The organism is Aliterella atlantica CENA595 (assembly GCF_000952155.1).
Classification (GTDB): domain Bacteria; phylum Cyanobacteriota; class Cyanobacteriia; order Cyanobacteriales; family Chroococcidiopsidaceae; genus Aliterella; species Aliterella atlantica.
This window is the reverse complement of sequence record NZ_JYON01000002.1, coordinates 233,311-250,333: the sequence shown is the minus strand read 5'-3', so window position 1 is coordinate 250,333 and position 17,023 is coordinate 233,311. Positions and strand designations below refer to the sequence as shown.

The 17,023-nt window shown below is 40.9% G+C and carries 13 protein-coding genes; all 13 read left to right on the top strand.

Features of this window, described 5'->3' with window-relative positions:
- Window positions 1-13: 13 nt before the first annotated feature.
- Window positions 14-1,645, top strand: coding sequence for a glycosyltransferase (locus UH38_RS03650; protein WP_045053254.1), 1,632 nt, complete (start codon window positions 14-16; stop codon window positions 1,643-1,645).
- A 51-nt stretch (window positions 1,646-1,696) separates the two neighbouring features.
- Window positions 1,697-2,743, top strand: coding sequence for a hypothetical protein (locus UH38_RS03645; RefSeq protein ID WP_045053253.1), 1,047 nt, complete (start codon window positions 1,697-1,699; stop codon window positions 2,741-2,743).
- Between the two features lie 669 nt (window positions 2,744-3,412).
- Window positions 3,413-5,092, top strand: coding sequence for an ABC transporter ATP-binding protein (locus UH38_RS03640; RefSeq protein WP_235355045.1), 1,680 nt, complete (start codon window positions 3,413-3,415; stop codon window positions 5,090-5,092).
- Between the two features lie 160 nt (window positions 5,093-5,252).
- Window positions 5,253-6,416, top strand: coding sequence for a glycosyltransferase family 4 protein (locus tag UH38_RS03635; protein WP_045053251.1), 1,164 nt, complete (start codon window positions 5,253-5,255; stop codon window positions 6,414-6,416).
- Window positions 6,417-6,471: 55 nt separating this feature from the next.
- Entirely contained in the window at window positions 6,472-7,167 is a 696-nt protein-coding gene (locus tag UH38_RS03630) for a class I SAM-dependent methyltransferase (protein ID WP_045053250.1), read from the top strand.
- Between the two features lie 91 nt (window positions 7,168-7,258).
- The gene (locus UH38_RS03625; protein WP_045053249.1) at window positions 7,259-8,317 is read left to right on the top strand and encodes a glycosyltransferase family 2 protein; all 1,059 of its coding nucleotides are present in this window, start codon (window positions 7,259-7,261) and stop codon (window positions 8,315-8,317) included.
- A gap of 30 nt (window positions 8,318-8,347) precedes the next feature.
- Complete coding sequence (locus UH38_RS03620; protein ID WP_045053248.1) at window positions 8,348-9,481, top strand: glycosyltransferase family 47 protein; 1,134 nt, start codon at window positions 8,348-8,350, stop codon at window positions 9,479-9,481.
- A 99-nt stretch (window positions 9,482-9,580) separates the two neighbouring features.
- Window positions 9,581-10,858 carry a glycosyltransferase gene (locus tag UH38_RS03615; RefSeq protein ID WP_072044878.1) on the top strand — a complete coding sequence of 426 codons (1,278 nt, stop codon included), beginning with the start codon at window positions 9,581-9,583 and terminating at the stop codon, window positions 10,856-10,858.
- A gap of 23 nt (window positions 10,859-10,881) precedes the next feature.
- Window positions 10,882-11,967: a glycosyltransferase family 4 protein gene (locus tag UH38_RS03610; protein ID WP_235355044.1), complete on the top strand. Its 1,086-nt coding sequence runs from the start codon at window positions 10,882-10,884 to the stop codon at window positions 11,965-11,967.
- Between the two features lie 18 nt (window positions 11,968-11,985).
- Window positions 11,986-13,281: a glycosyltransferase gene (locus tag UH38_RS03605; RefSeq protein WP_045053246.1), complete on the top strand. Its 1,296-nt coding sequence runs from the start codon at window positions 11,986-11,988 to the stop codon at window positions 13,279-13,281.
- A gap of 59 nt (window positions 13,282-13,340) precedes the next feature.
- On the top strand, window positions 13,341-14,252 hold the full coding sequence (locus UH38_RS03600) for a phytanoyl-CoA dioxygenase family protein (RefSeq protein WP_045053245.1): 912 nt from the start codon (window positions 13,341-13,343) through the stop codon (window positions 14,250-14,252).
- 91 nt (window positions 14,253-14,343) lie between these two features.
- On the top strand, window positions 14,344-15,375 hold the full coding sequence (locus tag UH38_RS03595) for a glycosyltransferase family 1 protein (protein ID WP_144405615.1): 1,032 nt from the start codon (window positions 14,344-14,346) through the stop codon (window positions 15,373-15,375).
- A gap of 384 nt (window positions 15,376-15,759) precedes the next feature.
- A complete protein-coding gene (locus UH38_RS03590) occupies window positions 15,760-16,992 on the top strand; it encodes a hypothetical protein (RefSeq protein ID WP_144405614.1) in 1,233 nt (410 codons plus the stop codon).
- The last annotated feature ends 31 nt before the right edge of the window (window positions 16,993-17,023 follow it).

The window sequence follows — 17,023 nt, the reverse complement described above, 5'->3', positions numbered from 1 at the left end:
AAAAGAAGATTGTATGGAGACATTAGCTAACAATACACTTAGAGTTTGGCAAGAACAAGGTCGCCAGCTAATTCCCCAAAATTTTGCGGAGTTTCGCCGCCTGCTGTTGCAAGCAAAAGACTTACAAGAGCGCGGAAACTACGAAGCGGCAGCCGTGTACGCACAGATCGCCGCCAACTACGCTCAATTGAATCATTGTGGTTTTTTCGTCAGCCAAGAGCTTGAGCAACTCTTGGTAAAGATCGGACGCGAGGCTATAACCAGCGATGTTTCGCGCAAAAATACCTCGTCCCATCAAACAGCAAGAAACATCCTCCATGTCTCTACTCATCTTGCTAATATTGGTGGCATATCTAGATTGATGTGGCGTTGGATTAAACAAGATAGTTCGCGATCGCACTGTGTTGCTTTAACTAGGCAAGCACTAAACCAAGTACCTGAGAACTTAAAAGAAGCCGTATGCAACAGCCAAGGTAATATTTATGCATTGGGCGATCGCAGTGGCGGTATTATCTCTCGCGCCAAAAGGCTGCGTGAATGTGCCGCAGCAGCAGATATTGTCGTGCTACATACCTGGGAGTACGATGTTGTACCCACAATTGCCTTTGCCAACAAAGAACAATTTCCCCCAATTATTTATACGAATCATGGCGACCATTGGTTTTGGGTAGGAGCTACTATTAGCGATGCAGTTGCTAATCTCCGCGAGTCTGGAAGGCTGCTTTCTGGGCAGCGCCGAGGTATAGAGGCAAAGCGTAACTTGGTGCTACCAACTATTTTAGAGCCAGCTTATCGCAAGTTGACGCGATCGCAAGCCAAGCAGCAACTAGGAATTGATTCCAACAGCGTCATGCTGCTGTCTATCGCCAGATCGGTGAAGTATAAAACAGTTGATGGCGTTAATTTTGCTGATGCTCATGTTGAATTATTGCAGCAATATAAACAAGCAATTTTAATTGTTATCGGTGCAGGTAGTAGTAACGAAGATTGGTCAGCAGCAATTGAGCAGACACAAGGAAGGATTATGGTTTTAAAAGAAACAAAAGATACTGCTGTCTATTATCAGGCTGCCGATATCTATGTAGACTCGTTTCCTTTTATTTCCATTACATCCATATTGGAAGCAGGTAGCTACGGCGTACCTGCAGTGAGCCGCTACCCGTACTCCTCTCTAGCGTGTGGAGTTCTTGGCTCTGATATGCCTGGTTTGGACGGGAATTTGATTCGGGTGCGCGATATCCAAGAATATACGGCAGCACTATCTGGCTTAATTGAAGATGAACAGTTCCGTCTATCTCTGGGGGAAGCTACCAAAATAAAAATTGCCCAAACTCATTGGGGAGATAATTGGCAAAGTGCTTTGAACGAGCTTTATGCTCATGTTGCGGCTTTACCCAGAAAGACTGCGACTTTAGATATAATTGATGAGACATCTGTAGGTGAGCCGGATGTCTTCTTACCAAGTGTTAATCAAACTAATGTAAAAACAGTTATGCATTGGCATATGCCGTTGCTGCCATTGCCACAGCGGTTAAGCTTATGGCTGAGTTTAGTCAAAAAATACGGTTTTCGTAATAATCCACTCAATACCTTAATGTCCGAAAAATGGCGATCGCACTATTACCAGTGGCGATCGCGCTATTAATTGCCTATACTCTCTTTACTAAAACGCTAAATTTTTAGTTGCACAAATCCTATGTGGAAAAACCTACCACCAATTTATTTTTATATTCCTCATAGCAAACTGCCTAGTGATGACTTACCGCAAAATGCTGATTCCTACTGGCAGTGGCAATGTTCTCAACACGCAATATCCCCCATGCAAAGTGGTGGCTGTTTTTGGACATTGCAAACATATCTTTATCTCAAAGATTATGGTTTTCCCTGTCAATTAGTAAAAACAATGCCAGATGAGGGAATTGTTTTAGCCCATCGCGATTTTCTTGATGACGCTATCCAGCCAGGTCCAAAATCACTAATTGTTTGTTTGCGGGCAGATGTAGATCGGCATCCTTACGCACAACTTCATGTCGTGCAAAATCCCTACCAAGCAATACCCAAGCGTTTCCTGGAACTGTGGGAAAGTCATTTTATTCCTCATTGGGCGCAATCTTCGCTAATTCCTCGCGACCCTCAACGTGGCGACACTTTTGAAAATGTCACTTTTATTGGCAATGAAGTCAATTTAGTTTCTGAATTTCGCGGGGATTTTTGGTACGAGCAACTCGATGCTTTAGGCTTAAAATTTCAGAAAAAACTCACTCATGATAGTTGGCACGATTACAGCGATGTTGATGTCATTTTAGCTATAAGAGAGTTTGGTCGAAAAAATTCCTTTAGTGGTAAACCTGCATCAAAGCTATATAATGCTTGGCACGCTGGTATTCCAGCAATTTTAGGCTATGAATCTGCCTTTCTAGCTGAGAAAAAAAGCGATTTGGATTATTTAGAAGCAGCTTCTTTAACAGAGGTAATTTCGGCTCTCAAACGGCTTCAAGACGATAAAGAATTACGTCGGGCAGTAATTGAAAATGGTTGGATGCGAGCTAAGGAAACCCAACCAGAGAAAATGATTAAAAAATGGCAGTATTTGTTAACAGACATTGCCTTCCCTGCCTATAAAAACTGGTGTTCGATGTCTCATTGGCAACAGCAGATGTTCTTCAAAGCTCGCCACTCATTCTTTTCTGTTCGCCCACTTTATTATAATTTGAAATCACAAATCTCCCAAATGATGACATAAGAAATATTATCATTGCGATATGATTTTTTTTTAGATTAATTGGATTGCTAAATGCTTTAATAACTTACCCAACAAAGATAGTTCTATAGTTAATATATTGCGGTTAGCTTATAAGCTTACATTTTGACATAAATTTATATATAAATCATAAATTATGTAAAAGCTATACTTAAGTATAAGTGACTAAAATATTCATCTTTGTTGATGATAGATTTATTAACAGCAACGTATGTTTGAATATTACCACTAATTTAGTTTCACCTTTCAGACAGCAAGTTACTTATTATTAAATGTAGCAGCACCAGAATATAAAAACTGGTGTTTGATGCCTAGCTGACAGCATCTATTCCATTGATGCGCGCAGCTCGTTTATAAAAGGTCGTCCAGCTTATTACAACTTGAAATCAACAGTATCTAGATTATTAAAGTAGAAAATCAGATATTAATGTATATTCGCTCGGATGAACATACTAAGTTATTCAAGTTAAATGTAGTTTAAAATTTTACTAGATCGCCTTAGCATTAAATCATAACTATATAAATGTAGTATTAATAATGAGTCAATTTTTATCTAAATTTTTATATATTACAAAAGGGCATCATAAATCATTTATAGGAATGATTTTTCTCTTTCTCTTTATCTCTGGTTTTGAAGTTTTCGGAACTGGGATGGTTGGATCGTTTATAGCGATCGCTACCAGTCCAAATTCAATCAAAAATAGTTATTGGTTAAATTTAGCGTATCAACAGTTAAAATTTAGCTCTGAGCAGCAGTTTTTACTTGTAATAGGCTTAGTAGTTATCATTGCCTTTTACGCAAAAGCATTTTTTAGTTTCAATGCTCAAAAAGTAGTTTTTGAATTTGGCTATAAGCTAAAAGGCGAACTATCTTACAAGCTTATGAAAGCCTATATTGAAGCTCCTTATTCCTTTCACTTACGTATTAACTCAGCAACACTGATTCAAAACGTTGTCACCTCAACAGATCAATTTTGCATCGGTTTAGTAATGCCACTATTAACATCTATCTCCAATAGTGTAATTATATTGGCATTGGTACTTCTTTTGGTTGCGACTGATATAACAGCGTTGATTTTCATTGCCATGATTTTGCTGGTTGCATTTGGTTTATTGCATCCAATGAAAGATCGTTTAGCACGTTGGGGTAAGGAAGGGTGGCAAGCTTCTCGCGAGATGATTCGTATTATGAATCATGGCATAGGTGGATTAAAAGAAACTCGCGTACTTGGTTGTGAATCCTACTTTGAGCAACAGATGGAGGAACAAACCAAGAAGTATGCTTTAAATCAAACTTTAGCTGCGGGTTATGGTAATCTGCCACGCTATGTAGTTGAAGCGTTTATGATTAGCTTCTTAATTGGATTTACGCTTTTCTTTATCAACTTTAGTCAGCAAGATAAGCAAAGTCTGACGGCAATTTTAGGAATTTTCGCACTTGCATCAATTCGTTTGCTTCCAGCTACAGGCAATCTAATTTCTGGAGTTAATGTAATTAGAACCAACATTCATGCTCTCGATCGCCTGTTTTTCGATTTTAAAGAATTAGAAAACAATAATCTAGCAGCAGATTTAAGTTGTCGTAAATGCTCTCCCGTTTCTTCATTAACTCGAAATGAACAAACAACTTATTTTAACAAACAAATTATTATAGACAGTATTGTATTTCAATATCCAGAAACTACAAAAAATGCACTAGATGAAATTTTCTTAACGATTAACAAAGGCGAGTCAATCGGACTAATTGGTAAATCAGGTTCGGGAAAAACAACTTTAGTCGATGTATTTTTAGGTCTTTTTAGTCCTCAATCAGGGGATATTACAGTCGATGGGATTTCTATATATGAAAATCTACGAAGCTGGCAAAATATGATTGGTTACGTCCCTCAGTCTATATTTTTGATTGACGATACCCTCGAACGAAATATTGCTTTTGGAGTTCCCGATCGCATAATTGACCGAGATAAATTAAAAAGAGCAATTGAAATGGCTCAACTAAGTGAAGTAGTAGAACAACTACCAAACGGAATCGAAACAATAGTTGGCGAACGTGGCGTGCTTTTATCTGGAGGACAACGCCAAAGAGTGGGGATCGCTCGCGTACTTTATCACGAGAGAGAAATTTTAGTTTTTGATGAGGCGACAGCAGCGTTAGACAACGAAACAGAACATCTTGTTACTGAAGCAACGAAGGCTTTGAGTGGAACAAGAACTATTATTATTATTGCCCATCGCCTTTCGACTATCGAGCATTGCGATCGCATTTACCAAATCGACCGAGGTCAAGTTTTAAGATCGGGTAGCTACCAGGAAGTTGTTCTAGGTCAATAACTAGATAGCATTAATTCATCATTCCCAAAAAATTGTGAAAAGCAATAATATGCACTCTGCCTTAAAGGCAGCAAGTGGTGAAGACTTCATTGATACAAACCTGATTTCGCCCTACAGCATTATTGCAAATTAATATCCTAAAATTTAAAATTCAAAAAGTATGAAGATAGCCTATGTAACTACCTATAATGCACGTAGTTTAAGAGGATCTAATGAGTGGTCAGGGACTGGGTATTATATTGCCCAGTCTCTTGAAAAACAGTCTCTTTCTGTAGAATACATAGGTCCTTTGAAAGAGCCTGTCACTTTGCATGGTGTTCCTAAAATCAAACGCCGCTACTACGAGCTATTTCATAAAAAGAATTATCAGCAAGATGCCGATCCTATAATCCTTAAAAGTTATGCAAGGCAGGTTGCAAAAAAACTGAATAACACAAAATCAGATATTGTTTTCAGCGCCACAGTCAATCCAATTGCTTACCTTGAATGCGATCGGCCAATTGTATTTTGGGCAGATGGAACGTTTGCAAATATCCAGAATTTTTACCCTCTATACACTCATCTGCCTCAACAGGTTATTAAAGACTGGCATCTGATGGAAGAACTGGCTTTACAAAGATGTAAGCTTGCTATCTATTCGTCCGATTGGGCAGCCAAGTCCGCAATCCATGATTACGGAGCCGATCCTTCTAAAGTCAAGGTTGTTCCCTTTGGTGCCAACATTGAAAGCGCACTGACTTTTGAGACTGTTAAGGACGCAATAGAGTCTAGACCTACCAATCGCTGTAAGTTATTGTTTATTGCGGTGGATTGGATCAGAAAAGGGGGAGACGTTGCTTACCAAGTGGCAAAAAAGCTGAATCAGTCTGGTTTGAAAACAGAGCTAACTGTTGTAGGTTGCCAACCGTTGCTAGAAGAAAGTTTGCCAGATTTTGTGAAGGCGCTAGGCTTTATCAGTAAGTCTACCAGTGAAGGGAAAACGCAGATTCAGAAATTATTTCTGGAGTCTCACTTTCTGATTCTACCAACGATAGCCGATTGTACCCCGATTGTATTTTGTGAGGCAAATTCTCTAGGGGTTCCCTGTTTATCAACTACGGTTGGTGGTGTTCCGACAATAATTCACAATGACGTGAATGGTCGGCTATTTGATAAAGATGCCAATATTTCTGATTACTGTAATTATATTACGGATTTATTTGCAGATTATTCAAAGTATAAAAACCTTGCTATGTCTGCGTTTCACGAATATGATTCGCGTCTCAATTGGAGAGTATGCGGTCAGAAAGTTAAAGATTTACTCAGAACGAGCGTACAAAACTAAACCAATTGTTAAAGTATTTTCAGTTGATTTTGAAGCAATTATTAGCGAACTTATTATGAAAAAAATTCTCTTAAACATATTGTCGCGTAATAGCCTATATTCTTTAAGCATAGATTGGCATTTTATTTGCTTAAGACTCCAGAATTATCTGTTCTTGAAAACTCCTAAAAAGATTAAAACAAAAGCTTCTTTTCTTAATATAGGATGTGGCGCACAAGGTCTTGACAGTGCAGAATGGTTCAACTTAGATGGATGGCCAGCAGAAGGAGTTGATTACGAATGCGATCTAAGGAGAAATTTACCTTTTGACGAGCATCGATTTTGGGGAATTTTCTCAGAGCATTTTTTTGAACATCTTGACCCAGCGGATGGAAGAAAATTCCTTGAAGAGTGTTTTCGGATTCTGCGCCCTGGTGGTATTATTCGTCTTTCTGTCCCCGATGGAGAGCTGTATTTAAAAAATTATTTGGAAAATCGAGAATGGATGCTCGAACTAATTAAATATCGAGGATGGATGCTTGAACCAGGAAAGAAATATCACACTCCTATGGAATTAGTAAATGACGTATTTAGACAAAATTTGCAACATCAGTATTGTTACGATTTTGAAACTATTTCCTTGCTACTTTCTGAAGTAGGGTTTAAAAACATTTCTCGAGTTGGCTTTTCTATTGGCTCCTGTAAACAATTGCAAATAGATCGAGAAGAAAGGCAAATGGATTCACTTTATGTTGAAGCAACTAAACATTAAAAAGAGGCTTGACAGTATTCATTCAGCTTTGTTTAATCAAGTCTTTTTCTGCCGCTCGCATTTGCTAAAACGTTAACTTGAGAACGATAGGATGAATGAGAATATAAGTGTTAGTGTAATCGTTAACAACTACAACTACGCTTGCTTTTTGAATGAGGCGATAGACAGTGCATTAAATCAGACTTATCCGCACGTTGAAGTCATTGTAGTTGATGATGCTTCTACAGATAACTCTCGCGAGGCGATCGCTAGTTACGGAGATAGAATTGTTAAAGTGCTACGCCCAGTAAATGGAAAGCAAGCTGCGGCTTTAAATGATGGTTTGGCGATTAGTCAAGGTGAAATTATCATCTTTCTGGATGCAGATGATTACTTATTTCCTCAAGCAATAGAACGCATCCTAGAAGTTTGGCGAGCAGAAACAGCTAAAGTACATTATCGCCTGCAAGTAGTAGATGCAGCGAACCAACCCCTAGGTTACTTCTATCCTCCAAGTACCGTACCTCTGGCGGAGGGAGAAGTATGGCCGCAGCTGATAGAAACAGGAGGCTACAGTAGCGTACCGATGAGTGGTAACGCTTACAGTCGAAATATATTGACCAAAGTATTTCCCATTCCAGAAGAATACAAATTAACAGCCGATGACTATTTAAATATTTCCATTCCCTTTTATGGAAAAGTCGAAAAGATCGAACAGCCTATAGGAGCTTATCGGATTCATAACAGCAATCAGTGGGCGCTAACTGAAGTTTCAGATAGTCGTTTTCGCCGCTTTGTTCGTCACGATATACAAAGCTACGCGCTGTTAGTGAAAAAGACAAATGAATTTAACGTCAAAATTCCTCAAGACTTAGAAAGACGTTCTGTAGGTCGTTTGTGGTCTCGTTTAGCATCTTTACGTCTAAACTCGGAAAAACACCCTGTTCCTGGGGATAATTCTTTGATTCTGATGTCTTGGGGAATTCATGCTTTGTGGAAATACTCCGATCACAATTTACCTAAGCGATTGATTTATAGTATTTGGTTTATTTGTGTAGGAGTGATGCCTTTACAAATAGCAAAGCTAGCTATTACCTGGCTGTACGCTCCTCATCTACGTCCCCAACCAATCGATCTTGTTCTCAAAAAAATTCGGATATTAGTAAGTTAATTTTGTCTACCTCTACTTAACAGGCTGAAAATGAAACTCAAAATCTTCTCCGATCGCAGTTATCTACCCACAATCCCCCTTCCCCGTACTCTAAAGTATGTACCAATCCTTGCTCCTTTTTGGGGTGAAATACCAGAAGACTCTAAACATTTTAAAACTGGACGGTTTGACAAGCTTGTAGAAACAGGTCATTCTTTCCTAGAAATGACTTCTTTAGAAGAAGCCGATATAGCTATTTTTCCTGCCCACTGGCATCTATTTAGCTCGGATGACACGTCCTATAACTTGGCTATTGAGTTTATAGAAAAGGCAAAAGAACTAGGAAAGCCAGTAGCTATCTTTTCACAAGGAGATTGGGATAGCGAACAAATCTTAGAAAATACCATCGTTTTTTATACATCATCTTTTCAATCTAGAAGGAAGCCTAATGAATTTGCAATGCCGGAATGGACTTCAGATTTTATTGGTCAAACCTTTAACGATCAAATTCCCATACGTGAAAAAATGGCAAAGCCTACAGTAGGTTTTTGTGGTTATGCACCGCCCCTGGGAGTCCCATTCGGTCTTGATAAACTCAAGAGATATTTACGCTTTTATGGAGATATATTAGGACTAACAAAAAAGTTTTTTCACACAACAGGTCATACTAATCGCGTGAAAGCTTTAACAAATTTATCTAGGAGCGATTTAGTAGAAACTAACTTTATTTTCAGGCAACACTTTGCATTTTCTAGTAAATTAGAGCTGGAAGATCCCGCTGAACTTGAAAGGCAGACTCAGAAACTAAGGTTAGAATATTGCCATAACCTAATTGATAGTGATTATGTTATTTGTTGTAGCGGGTATGAAAACTATTGTATCCGTTTGTACGAAACTTTAAGTTTTGGACGGATTCCAGTTTTTATCAATACAGATTGTGTTATGCCCTATGATTTTGCTATTGACTGGAAGAAATACTGTGTTTGGGTAGATGAAAGTGAGCTCTCTTCGATTGCAGAAAAGGTAGCTGATTTTCACAATAAACTCTCAGCAAAAGAATTTAGAGATTTACAGTACGAGTGTCGAAAACTGTGGGAAGACTGGATATCTCCTGAAGGTTTCTTTCGTCATTTATATCAACACTTAAACGAGATAGAAACACCTAAAACACCAATTCATTTTTAACAAGACAAAAATTTTGATATTTCAGCAAGGTTAGCGAAATACAATTAGCAAATTCCTTAAAAACTCACCTATCAAGTACAGCATTAACGTAGCATCATCATGTTTAAAACATCCCATAAATCGAGTGCTGTAAATTCTACTAGACTTCCAGATGCTTCGAGTAAACAAAACTCGACATTGCGCGTTCTGTTTGTCAGTCATGCCTACGTAGTTGGTGTAAATCAGGGAAAGCTAAATGCGATCGCCCAAACTGGTAACGTTGAAGTCGGTCTTTTGGCTCCGAGCAACTGGAAAGCATTGGAATGGAATCGACTCATCCCACTAGAAACCCCCTACTTCAATATCCGCACCTACTCGGCTCCTGTCTTGTTTAGCGGGCGTGGAGGAGCGCACATCTACGCTCCCTGGGCGCTGTGGCAAGTGCTAAATGATTTTCGTCCCGACATCGTTCAGGTAGAAGAAGAAGCATTCTCTTTGTGTGCATTTGAATTAGCTATTTGGAGTCGATTCACTGGCAAACCCCTAGCTATCTTTGGCTGGGAAAATATGGAGCGGCAACTGCCCCTTTTGCGTCGCTTGACTTGTCAGTTAGTTCTCAATACTGCTCGCTTGATGCTTTGCGGTAATCAGGATGGAGCAGAAATCGTGCGTCGTTGGGGTTACGCTGGCTTGCTAGAAGTCATGCCACAGATGGGCGTTGACCCTGAATTCTTTGCACCCCGCCAACACAAAACAGGTTCTAGCGATCGCCCATTCCAAATTGGGTTCTTCGGACGGTTAGCTCGCGGTAAGGGGATCGACTTGATTTTCGCTGCTGCTCGCCAGCTATGCGAACAGGGCTGCAACTTTCGCATTCTCATTTGTGGCGCTGGTTCCAGCGAAGCAGAACTGAAGCAGATAGCCCAAGAGCAAGCAATAGCAGATCGAGTCATCTGGCAGGGTGCTGTCTGTCACGAGCAAGCCCCAGAGGTCATTAGCGAATTTGACGTGCTGGTGTTGCCCTCCCGCACCACTCCTGAATGGAAAGAGCAATTCGGTCACGTCCTGATCGAAGCAATGGCGATGGGAATTCCGGTGATTGGCTCGTCGAGCGGTGAAATTCCTCATGCGATTGGGCGAGAAGACTTGATATTTGAGGAAGAAAATATTAGCGGATTGGCAGCAATCTTGAAGCGCATGATGCACGATCCAGACTGGAGACAAGAGGTAGGAAACTACGGCTTGGAGCGGGTAAATCAGATGTATACCCATCAACGCATTGCCGAAAGGTCGATCGCTTTGTGGCAAAAGCTGACTCCCCCGATTGAAAATCATGCTGCATTCACCACTTCGATGAAGGAACCAATACAGAATGAAGCAACAGGGGGATTGAACTGATGCGGATCGCGATCGCGCGCACAATGCCTGAATTCAGCATGGATGTCTATGCCGAAGGCTTGGTGTCAGGACTAAGGGCTATACGTCCTGAATGGGAGATTGTCGAACTATTTCCGCAACCGATAGATCGAAAAAGCCGTTCGTCATTAGTCAGAGTCAGAAAATACTACGAGCGGTTCTGGAATTTTCCCCGCCACGTCACGCAACAGGATACAGATATCGTTCATATTGTAGAAGCAGCAGAGGCACATATGGTCTATTGGCTGCGGAAAACAGCTAAACGAACTGTTGTGACGTGCCATGACTTGATTAACTATTTCTACTCAGACAACCGTGTTGCTTCAGTCCAATTGCCGATGGTCAGCCATCAGATGTGGCTTCATGCCATTCAAGGAATGCGCTATGCCGATCGCGTTGTTGCTGTCTCTGCTGCAACGGCTAAAGATACCGTTCAAATTCTCAATCTCGAACCGGATCGCATTCGTGTGGTTCCAAATGCAGTTGAGGCAGTATTTCAGCCTTTGCCAGATCGGGTGCAGTCAATTCGCCAGCAGTATGCTCTACAACCCAATACATTCTGTTTGCTGAATGTTGGGTCTGACCATCGCCGGAAAAATCTCCTAAACATTCTGCAATCCCTAGCAATTTTAAACCAGGTAGGCTTATCGTTTGTCTTCTGGAAGGTAGGTTCGGACTTTACAGCCGAGCAGAAAGACCTAATTCAACACCTGCAACTGGAACAAGTCGTGCGCTACTTAGGCAAACCAGACAGAGCTACCTTGGTTGATTTCTACAACGCAGCGGATGTATTAGTTTCTCCTTCCCTATTTGAAGGATTTGGCATGACATTGTTAGAAGCGATGGCGTGCGGTACTCCAGCGATTACATCCAATGTTTCATCAATGCCAGAAGTCGTGGGAGACAGCGGGCTTTTGGTCGATCCCAATTCTGTGCAAGCGATCGCGGATGCGGTGCTTCGTCTTTACAAAGATCGTACTCTCTATACCGATTTAGTAAACAAAGGATTCGCCAGAGTCAAGCCTTTTACCTGGCAAAACACGGCAGAGCAGGTCGCTACAATTTACGAAAAACTTTTGCAGCCTGGCTAGAGAAAGGAGGAAGTACCGATGAAAATTTTGTTATCTGCTTATTCGTGTGAACCAGGAAAGGGGTCAGAGCGTGGTGTTGGCTGGAATGTTGCCAAGGCAGTTGCTAAATATCACGAGGTTTGGGTGCTAACCCGACCGGATGAAGGCAAGGAAACCATTGAAACAGAACTGGCTCGTAACCCCGAACCGAATTTGCACTTTGTCTACTTCAACCTACCCATCTTTGACAGTATGTGGAAATGGGGGTTTGGTTTGATGCAACTACATTATTACCTCTGGCAAATTCAAGCCTATTTTGTTGCCCGTCACCTTCACCAGCAAATCGACTTCGACCTTGCCCACCACGTCACCTTTGTCAAATACTCGCGTCCCAGCTTTCTCGCATTCCTTCCCATTCCCCTACTTTGGGGTCCTGTGGGTGGTGGCGAATTTGCCCCGAAAGCATTTTGGCAAGATTTCAATCTCCGCAATAAGATTCATGAAATTGTTCGCTTGCTTGCTTGCTGGGTGTTTGAGTCCGATCCCTTTGTCCGTTTTACTGCTCGACGCAGTGCCTTTGTCAGAGCAACAACTCAAGACACGGCATCTCGAATCTGGAAGTTGGGAGCAAAGCAAGTGCAGGTTGAATCAGAGTCTGGTTTAGCTGGCGAGGATATTGCCCGTCTTGCTCAATTTCCCAGATCGGCTGCATCAGCTAGATTTATCAGCAGTGGCAGACTCTTGCACTGGAAAGGTTTCCATCTTGGTTTACGGGCGTTTGCTCAGGCTCAGATCCCAGATGCGGAGTACTGGATTCTGGGAGATGGTCCTGAAAGGAAACGACTGCAAAAGCTGGCTGATGATTTAGGAATCTCCAAACAAGTCAAGTTCTGGCAAAATCTGCCACGAGAAGAAGTTCTACAAAAGCTGCGTATGGGGACAGCACTCATTCATCCTAGCTTACATGACTCTGGTGGCTGGGTTTGTCTAGAAGCAATGGCAGCAGGGCTTCCCGTCATTTGTTTAAACTTGGGAGGACCCGCAGTTCAAGTTACCAATGATACTGGCTTTAAAGTAGCTGCTTCCACACCTGAGCAAGCTGTTCGAGAGCTATCGAAAGCAATTACTTGGTTAGCAGGCGATCGCGATCTGCAACAGCGCATGGGGGAAGCAGGACGCAAAAGAGTCAGAGAAAGTTTTAATTGGGAAGCTAAGGGGCGTGACTTGGCAAATCTTTACCAGGAAATTGTCACTCAATCTCAGCTTGAAGACCTACCGTTACAGTCGGCAGCAAGAACTACTTTTCTGAGCGATCGCTCCTCTTCTCACCCATAATTGCGATCGCTCTAATTCTTATACATAGCACATCTGAAACAGCGAAAGGAGATAATTTTATGGAACCAAAAAACTACTATCAAGAAAATGGCTATATTGTTTTCCGCAACTTGATTCCTATCGATCTAATCGATCGATTACTAGAGTTGTATACGAAAAAAATTGTTCTCTCCCGCTATCCATTCTTTCGACAAAGTACAAACCAGTATGAAGTTAATCGTTTAAATGAATTTGGTTATGTCGAACAGTCTTTCCTAGATATTCACGACTACGAAAAGTTTCCTGAGTTTAGCAATATTGCCAAGGAAATATATTGTGGCGATTCGATTCAAGATGCTCTACGACAAATTACGGGTTCGCATAGTTTTAATCTAATGCAAACCATGCTATTTGATGCAAATACTGAAACTCAGCCTCACCAAGACTGGTGGTATCTGGATACCGTTCCGAACGGGCATCTTGTTGGTTCTTGGATTGCTTTGGAAGATATCGACGAGCGAGCAGGAAGATTCTATGTAGTACCGAAGTCAGTTGAGAATCCTGACTTTCATAGCGATACTCCGAATTTATCCCATAGTGAGTGGTTGCAACGTATTAAAGCTTACGTTGATTCTAATCGGGACGATATTAAAGCACCTGAATTAAAAAAAGGAGATGTTCTATTTTGGAGTTCTAAAACCGTTCATGGCGCTTTACCAACTCAAGATACCCGTTGCTCTAGAAAGTCATTGACTGGACACTATATTCCATCAGAGTATAAATTTGGCAACCTTTTTACCACTAAAGACTACATTGCTTATCAAACTTATAAAGGCGTAAGTTTTTATCGCAATCAGCCAGACTATTCCTTAACTAATGTCGTTAAGACAAAGATTAAGAACTTTGCTTATGACTCTCCCGCTCTGTTAAAAATCATGCGACAAGTACAAGCAGGGTTGGGAAATATCAATGCCAAAGAAGTGAGTAAGTGACGGTTTAACTCATAAGCTACATCACAGTTAGAATTCTAGAAAATGAGAGCATATGATTATAAAACAAGTCACTAACCAGTACTTCGTCTGTTTGAAAGAATCTCCTCTCAGCCCAATTCCTTTGATAGATATTCAAGTAGAACGGCATCTGCCCTGCGACTGCGTGTACTTTGGTAAAGTCTTTGAGGCAATGGAGCAAAGGCTGAAAGTTGAGGGCTTAACAGTATATCTAACATGGGATGTCGAGCGATTACCATCCTACGGAGACAATGTAGTTGCTATTGTACTGGGAGATGAATTTAGCCGTATCCCCCGCTATATTCATCAGGTGCGGGCTGTTTTCAAAACTCTAAGTATGCAACCGATAATTGGTAGCAATTCCTTGCTTAAACCTTCTTACCTAAATCTGATGTCTTTCATGCAGTTTTTGCGGGTTTGGGTTGTTCGCACTCCAAGTTTACTAAACGCTTGGTTCCATCGCATAAAAAGCAACAAAGTTGCACCAATTTATGATGTTCCACTTGGCTACTACAATCAAGCAAGTTTACCAATTAAGCCGATTCTAGAACGCCAGTACGATTTTTTCTTTGCAGGTAGTTTGGTTACCGAATCTTATCCAATTTGGTCGCGGCGGCGGTGGTTGCGAAACCCAAAAGATCTTGCTCGCGCAGAAATGCTATCGGCTTTAGAAAAACTTCAAGCCAAGTACCCAGAATTCAAAATTGCTATAGGCACAACTGATAATTTTGGAGTAGAAGCTAAGTTTCCAAAAGATACGCGAAGCTACTCTGAAAAGCTAATGGATGCAAAAATTTGCCTTGCTCCGCGCGGCAGTTTGTTTGAAACGTTTCGTTTTTTTGAAGGGTTAAGATACGGTTGCATCATTATTACAGAAGCCTTACCTCATCGCTGGTTTTATCAAGGTTCTCCAGCCATCCAGCTATCAACATGGAGCGAGTTAGAACAGAAAATTACAAAAATAATGCAAAGCCCAGAACTGAAAGAATCCAAGCATGAAGCATCTATACAGTGGTGGCAAGCCAAGTGTTCGGAAGTAGTTGTAGGCTATTATATGGCAGAGCAAATTAATAAAAGTAATAGTAGTTTTGAAAAAGAGAAATAAGATAATACAAAACTCATTGATGCTTATGAACTAAATAAGAAATCATCATTTTTTATATTTTAATAATTTAATAAAAACAGTAAATACATCGCTTTTCAAGGACAACAGCAAGGGTTGAGCGACGTGAAAAATATTAGCGATTGACACAGTTATTTATGTGAGGATTTAGGCGAACTTCCAAATTTTACCTTGTTGCTTCAAACATTCATAATGGAGATCCCTGTTATGCATCCGCACTCACCTATAGCTAGGAAATCGAAGACAAAGGGATGGATAGGGAACTCAACCTTAATTATCATTGCCTTTTCTGTAGTTTTTTACTCCAGAATTTTTTGTTCAATTACTGGTGCTCCTTCAATTCTTAACCTCGCGCACTTCGCAATTGTGCCATTTGTTCTAGGGATTGTGTTATTTACAAGTCGGGCAAAGGATCGCAATCAGATTGCGATCGCATATTCTTTCATATTCGGACTTTTCACTCTTTTGGTTGTAGTATTTGCTAGTGCTTTGTGGAACAGTACGGGCTTAATCAATGCCATAGTTTCTTATATGATGCTGGGCGAACCATTCATGTTCCTGCTGGCGATCGTTTGCATTCCTATGTCCTATCAATCAATTACACGCATCAAGAAGTGGTTGCTGTGGTCAGCTTTAATTAACTTCGGACTTGCTGCTGCCCAAAAACCCCTAATTGATGCTGGAAAACTTTATGCAGAAGGATTTAATGGGACGGACGGATGCGGTGGAGTCTTTTTCGTGAGTGGAGCTGGGAACTATATATCTGCCTCGGTATCAGTTGCTTTTGCCCTATACTTTTTTACTGATAAAAAGACTTTTCCGCTCTGGATTCGTATAGCTGCTCTTGTAGCAGCCTTTTGGCATGTTTTATTTTCTGATTCCAAACAACTTCTACTTGCCTATGCTGTCGCCTGGGTTTTATTGATCGTGCTTAACACGAAGAATCTAGCTAAAACTATAAAACTTCTCAGTACGATTATTGTCGTCGGCTACGCCTTTCTTTGGTGCGTCCAAAACTTAGAAGCCTTTGCTAGTTTTACAGCTTGGGCAAGACCAGAACTTTACGGACCTGATGGCGAGGCTTGGTATGCCAAATTCTACTCGGTGCGATCAATTTTAGCCTATTATCAATCGCCGCTAAATTCGTTGTTTGGTCTAGGTCCTGGACATACAGTTAGTCGTCTGGGAGCATGGTTTTTGAGGGATTATTGGTCAATACTTGGTCCTCTAGGCGCTACTACTAGCCTAATTGGCGAGCAAGCAATTGAGTTTGTCAACAGTTTCTGGCTTTGTTATAGTTCTAGTCTATTTAGTCCTATATTTGGTTGGGCGGGACTTTGGGGAGATTTAGGACTTTTGGGTTTAGGAGCATATCTGTTTTTAACTTATTTAGCTTGGCAACACTTTGGTCTAAATGATTTTTTGCGAGTTACTTTACTAGCTGTTTTAGTCCTTGGTTGTATTTTCACTCAGATGGAAGAACCAGGGTTCATGCTTTCGATCGCATTTATGCTAGGACTGCCCTGGCAAGAACGGCGCTTGTTGAAACAAACACAAAGGGCTACTAAATCATCAAACCAAAAATGGGTAGCGACATAACACGAAAATTATCGAATATATGTTGCCAATC

Coding starts and splice junctions, on each gene's coding strand:
- UH38_RS03625 (WP_045053249.1), top strand. CDS start 7,259: ATGAATGAGAATATAAGTGTTAGTGTAATCGTTAACAACTACAACTAC.
- UH38_RS03610 (WP_235355044.1), top strand. CDS start 10,882: ATGCCTGAATTCAGCATGGATGTCTATGCCGAAGGCTTGGTGTCAGGA.
- UH38_RS03600 (WP_045053245.1), top strand. CDS start 13,341: ATGGAACCAAAAAACTACTATCAAGAAAATGGCTATATTGTTTTCCGC.
- UH38_RS03645 (WP_045053253.1), top strand. CDS start 1,697: ATGTGGAAAAACCTACCACCAATTTATTTTTATATTCCTCATAGCAAA.
- UH38_RS03620 (WP_045053248.1), top strand. CDS start 8,348: ATGAAACTCAAAATCTTCTCCGATCGCAGTTATCTACCCACAATCCCC.
- UH38_RS03615 (WP_072044878.1), top strand. CDS start 9,581: ATGTTTAAAACATCCCATAAATCGAGTGCTGTAAATTCTACTAGACTT.
- UH38_RS03630 (WP_045053250.1), top strand. CDS start 6,472: ATGAAAAAAATTCTCTTAAACATATTGTCGCGTAATAGCCTATATTCT.
- UH38_RS03635 (WP_045053251.1), top strand. CDS start 5,253: ATGAAGATAGCCTATGTAACTACCTATAATGCACGTAGTTTAAGAGGA.
- UH38_RS03650 (WP_045053254.1), top strand. CDS start 14: ATGGAGACATTAGCTAACAATACACTTAGAGTTTGGCAAGAACAAGGT.
- UH38_RS03640 (WP_235355045.1), top strand. CDS start 3,413: ATGGTTGGATCGTTTATAGCGATCGCTACCAGTCCAAATTCAATCAAA.
- UH38_RS03605 (WP_045053246.1), top strand. CDS start 11,986: ATGAAAATTTTGTTATCTGCTTATTCGTGTGAACCAGGAAAGGGGTCA.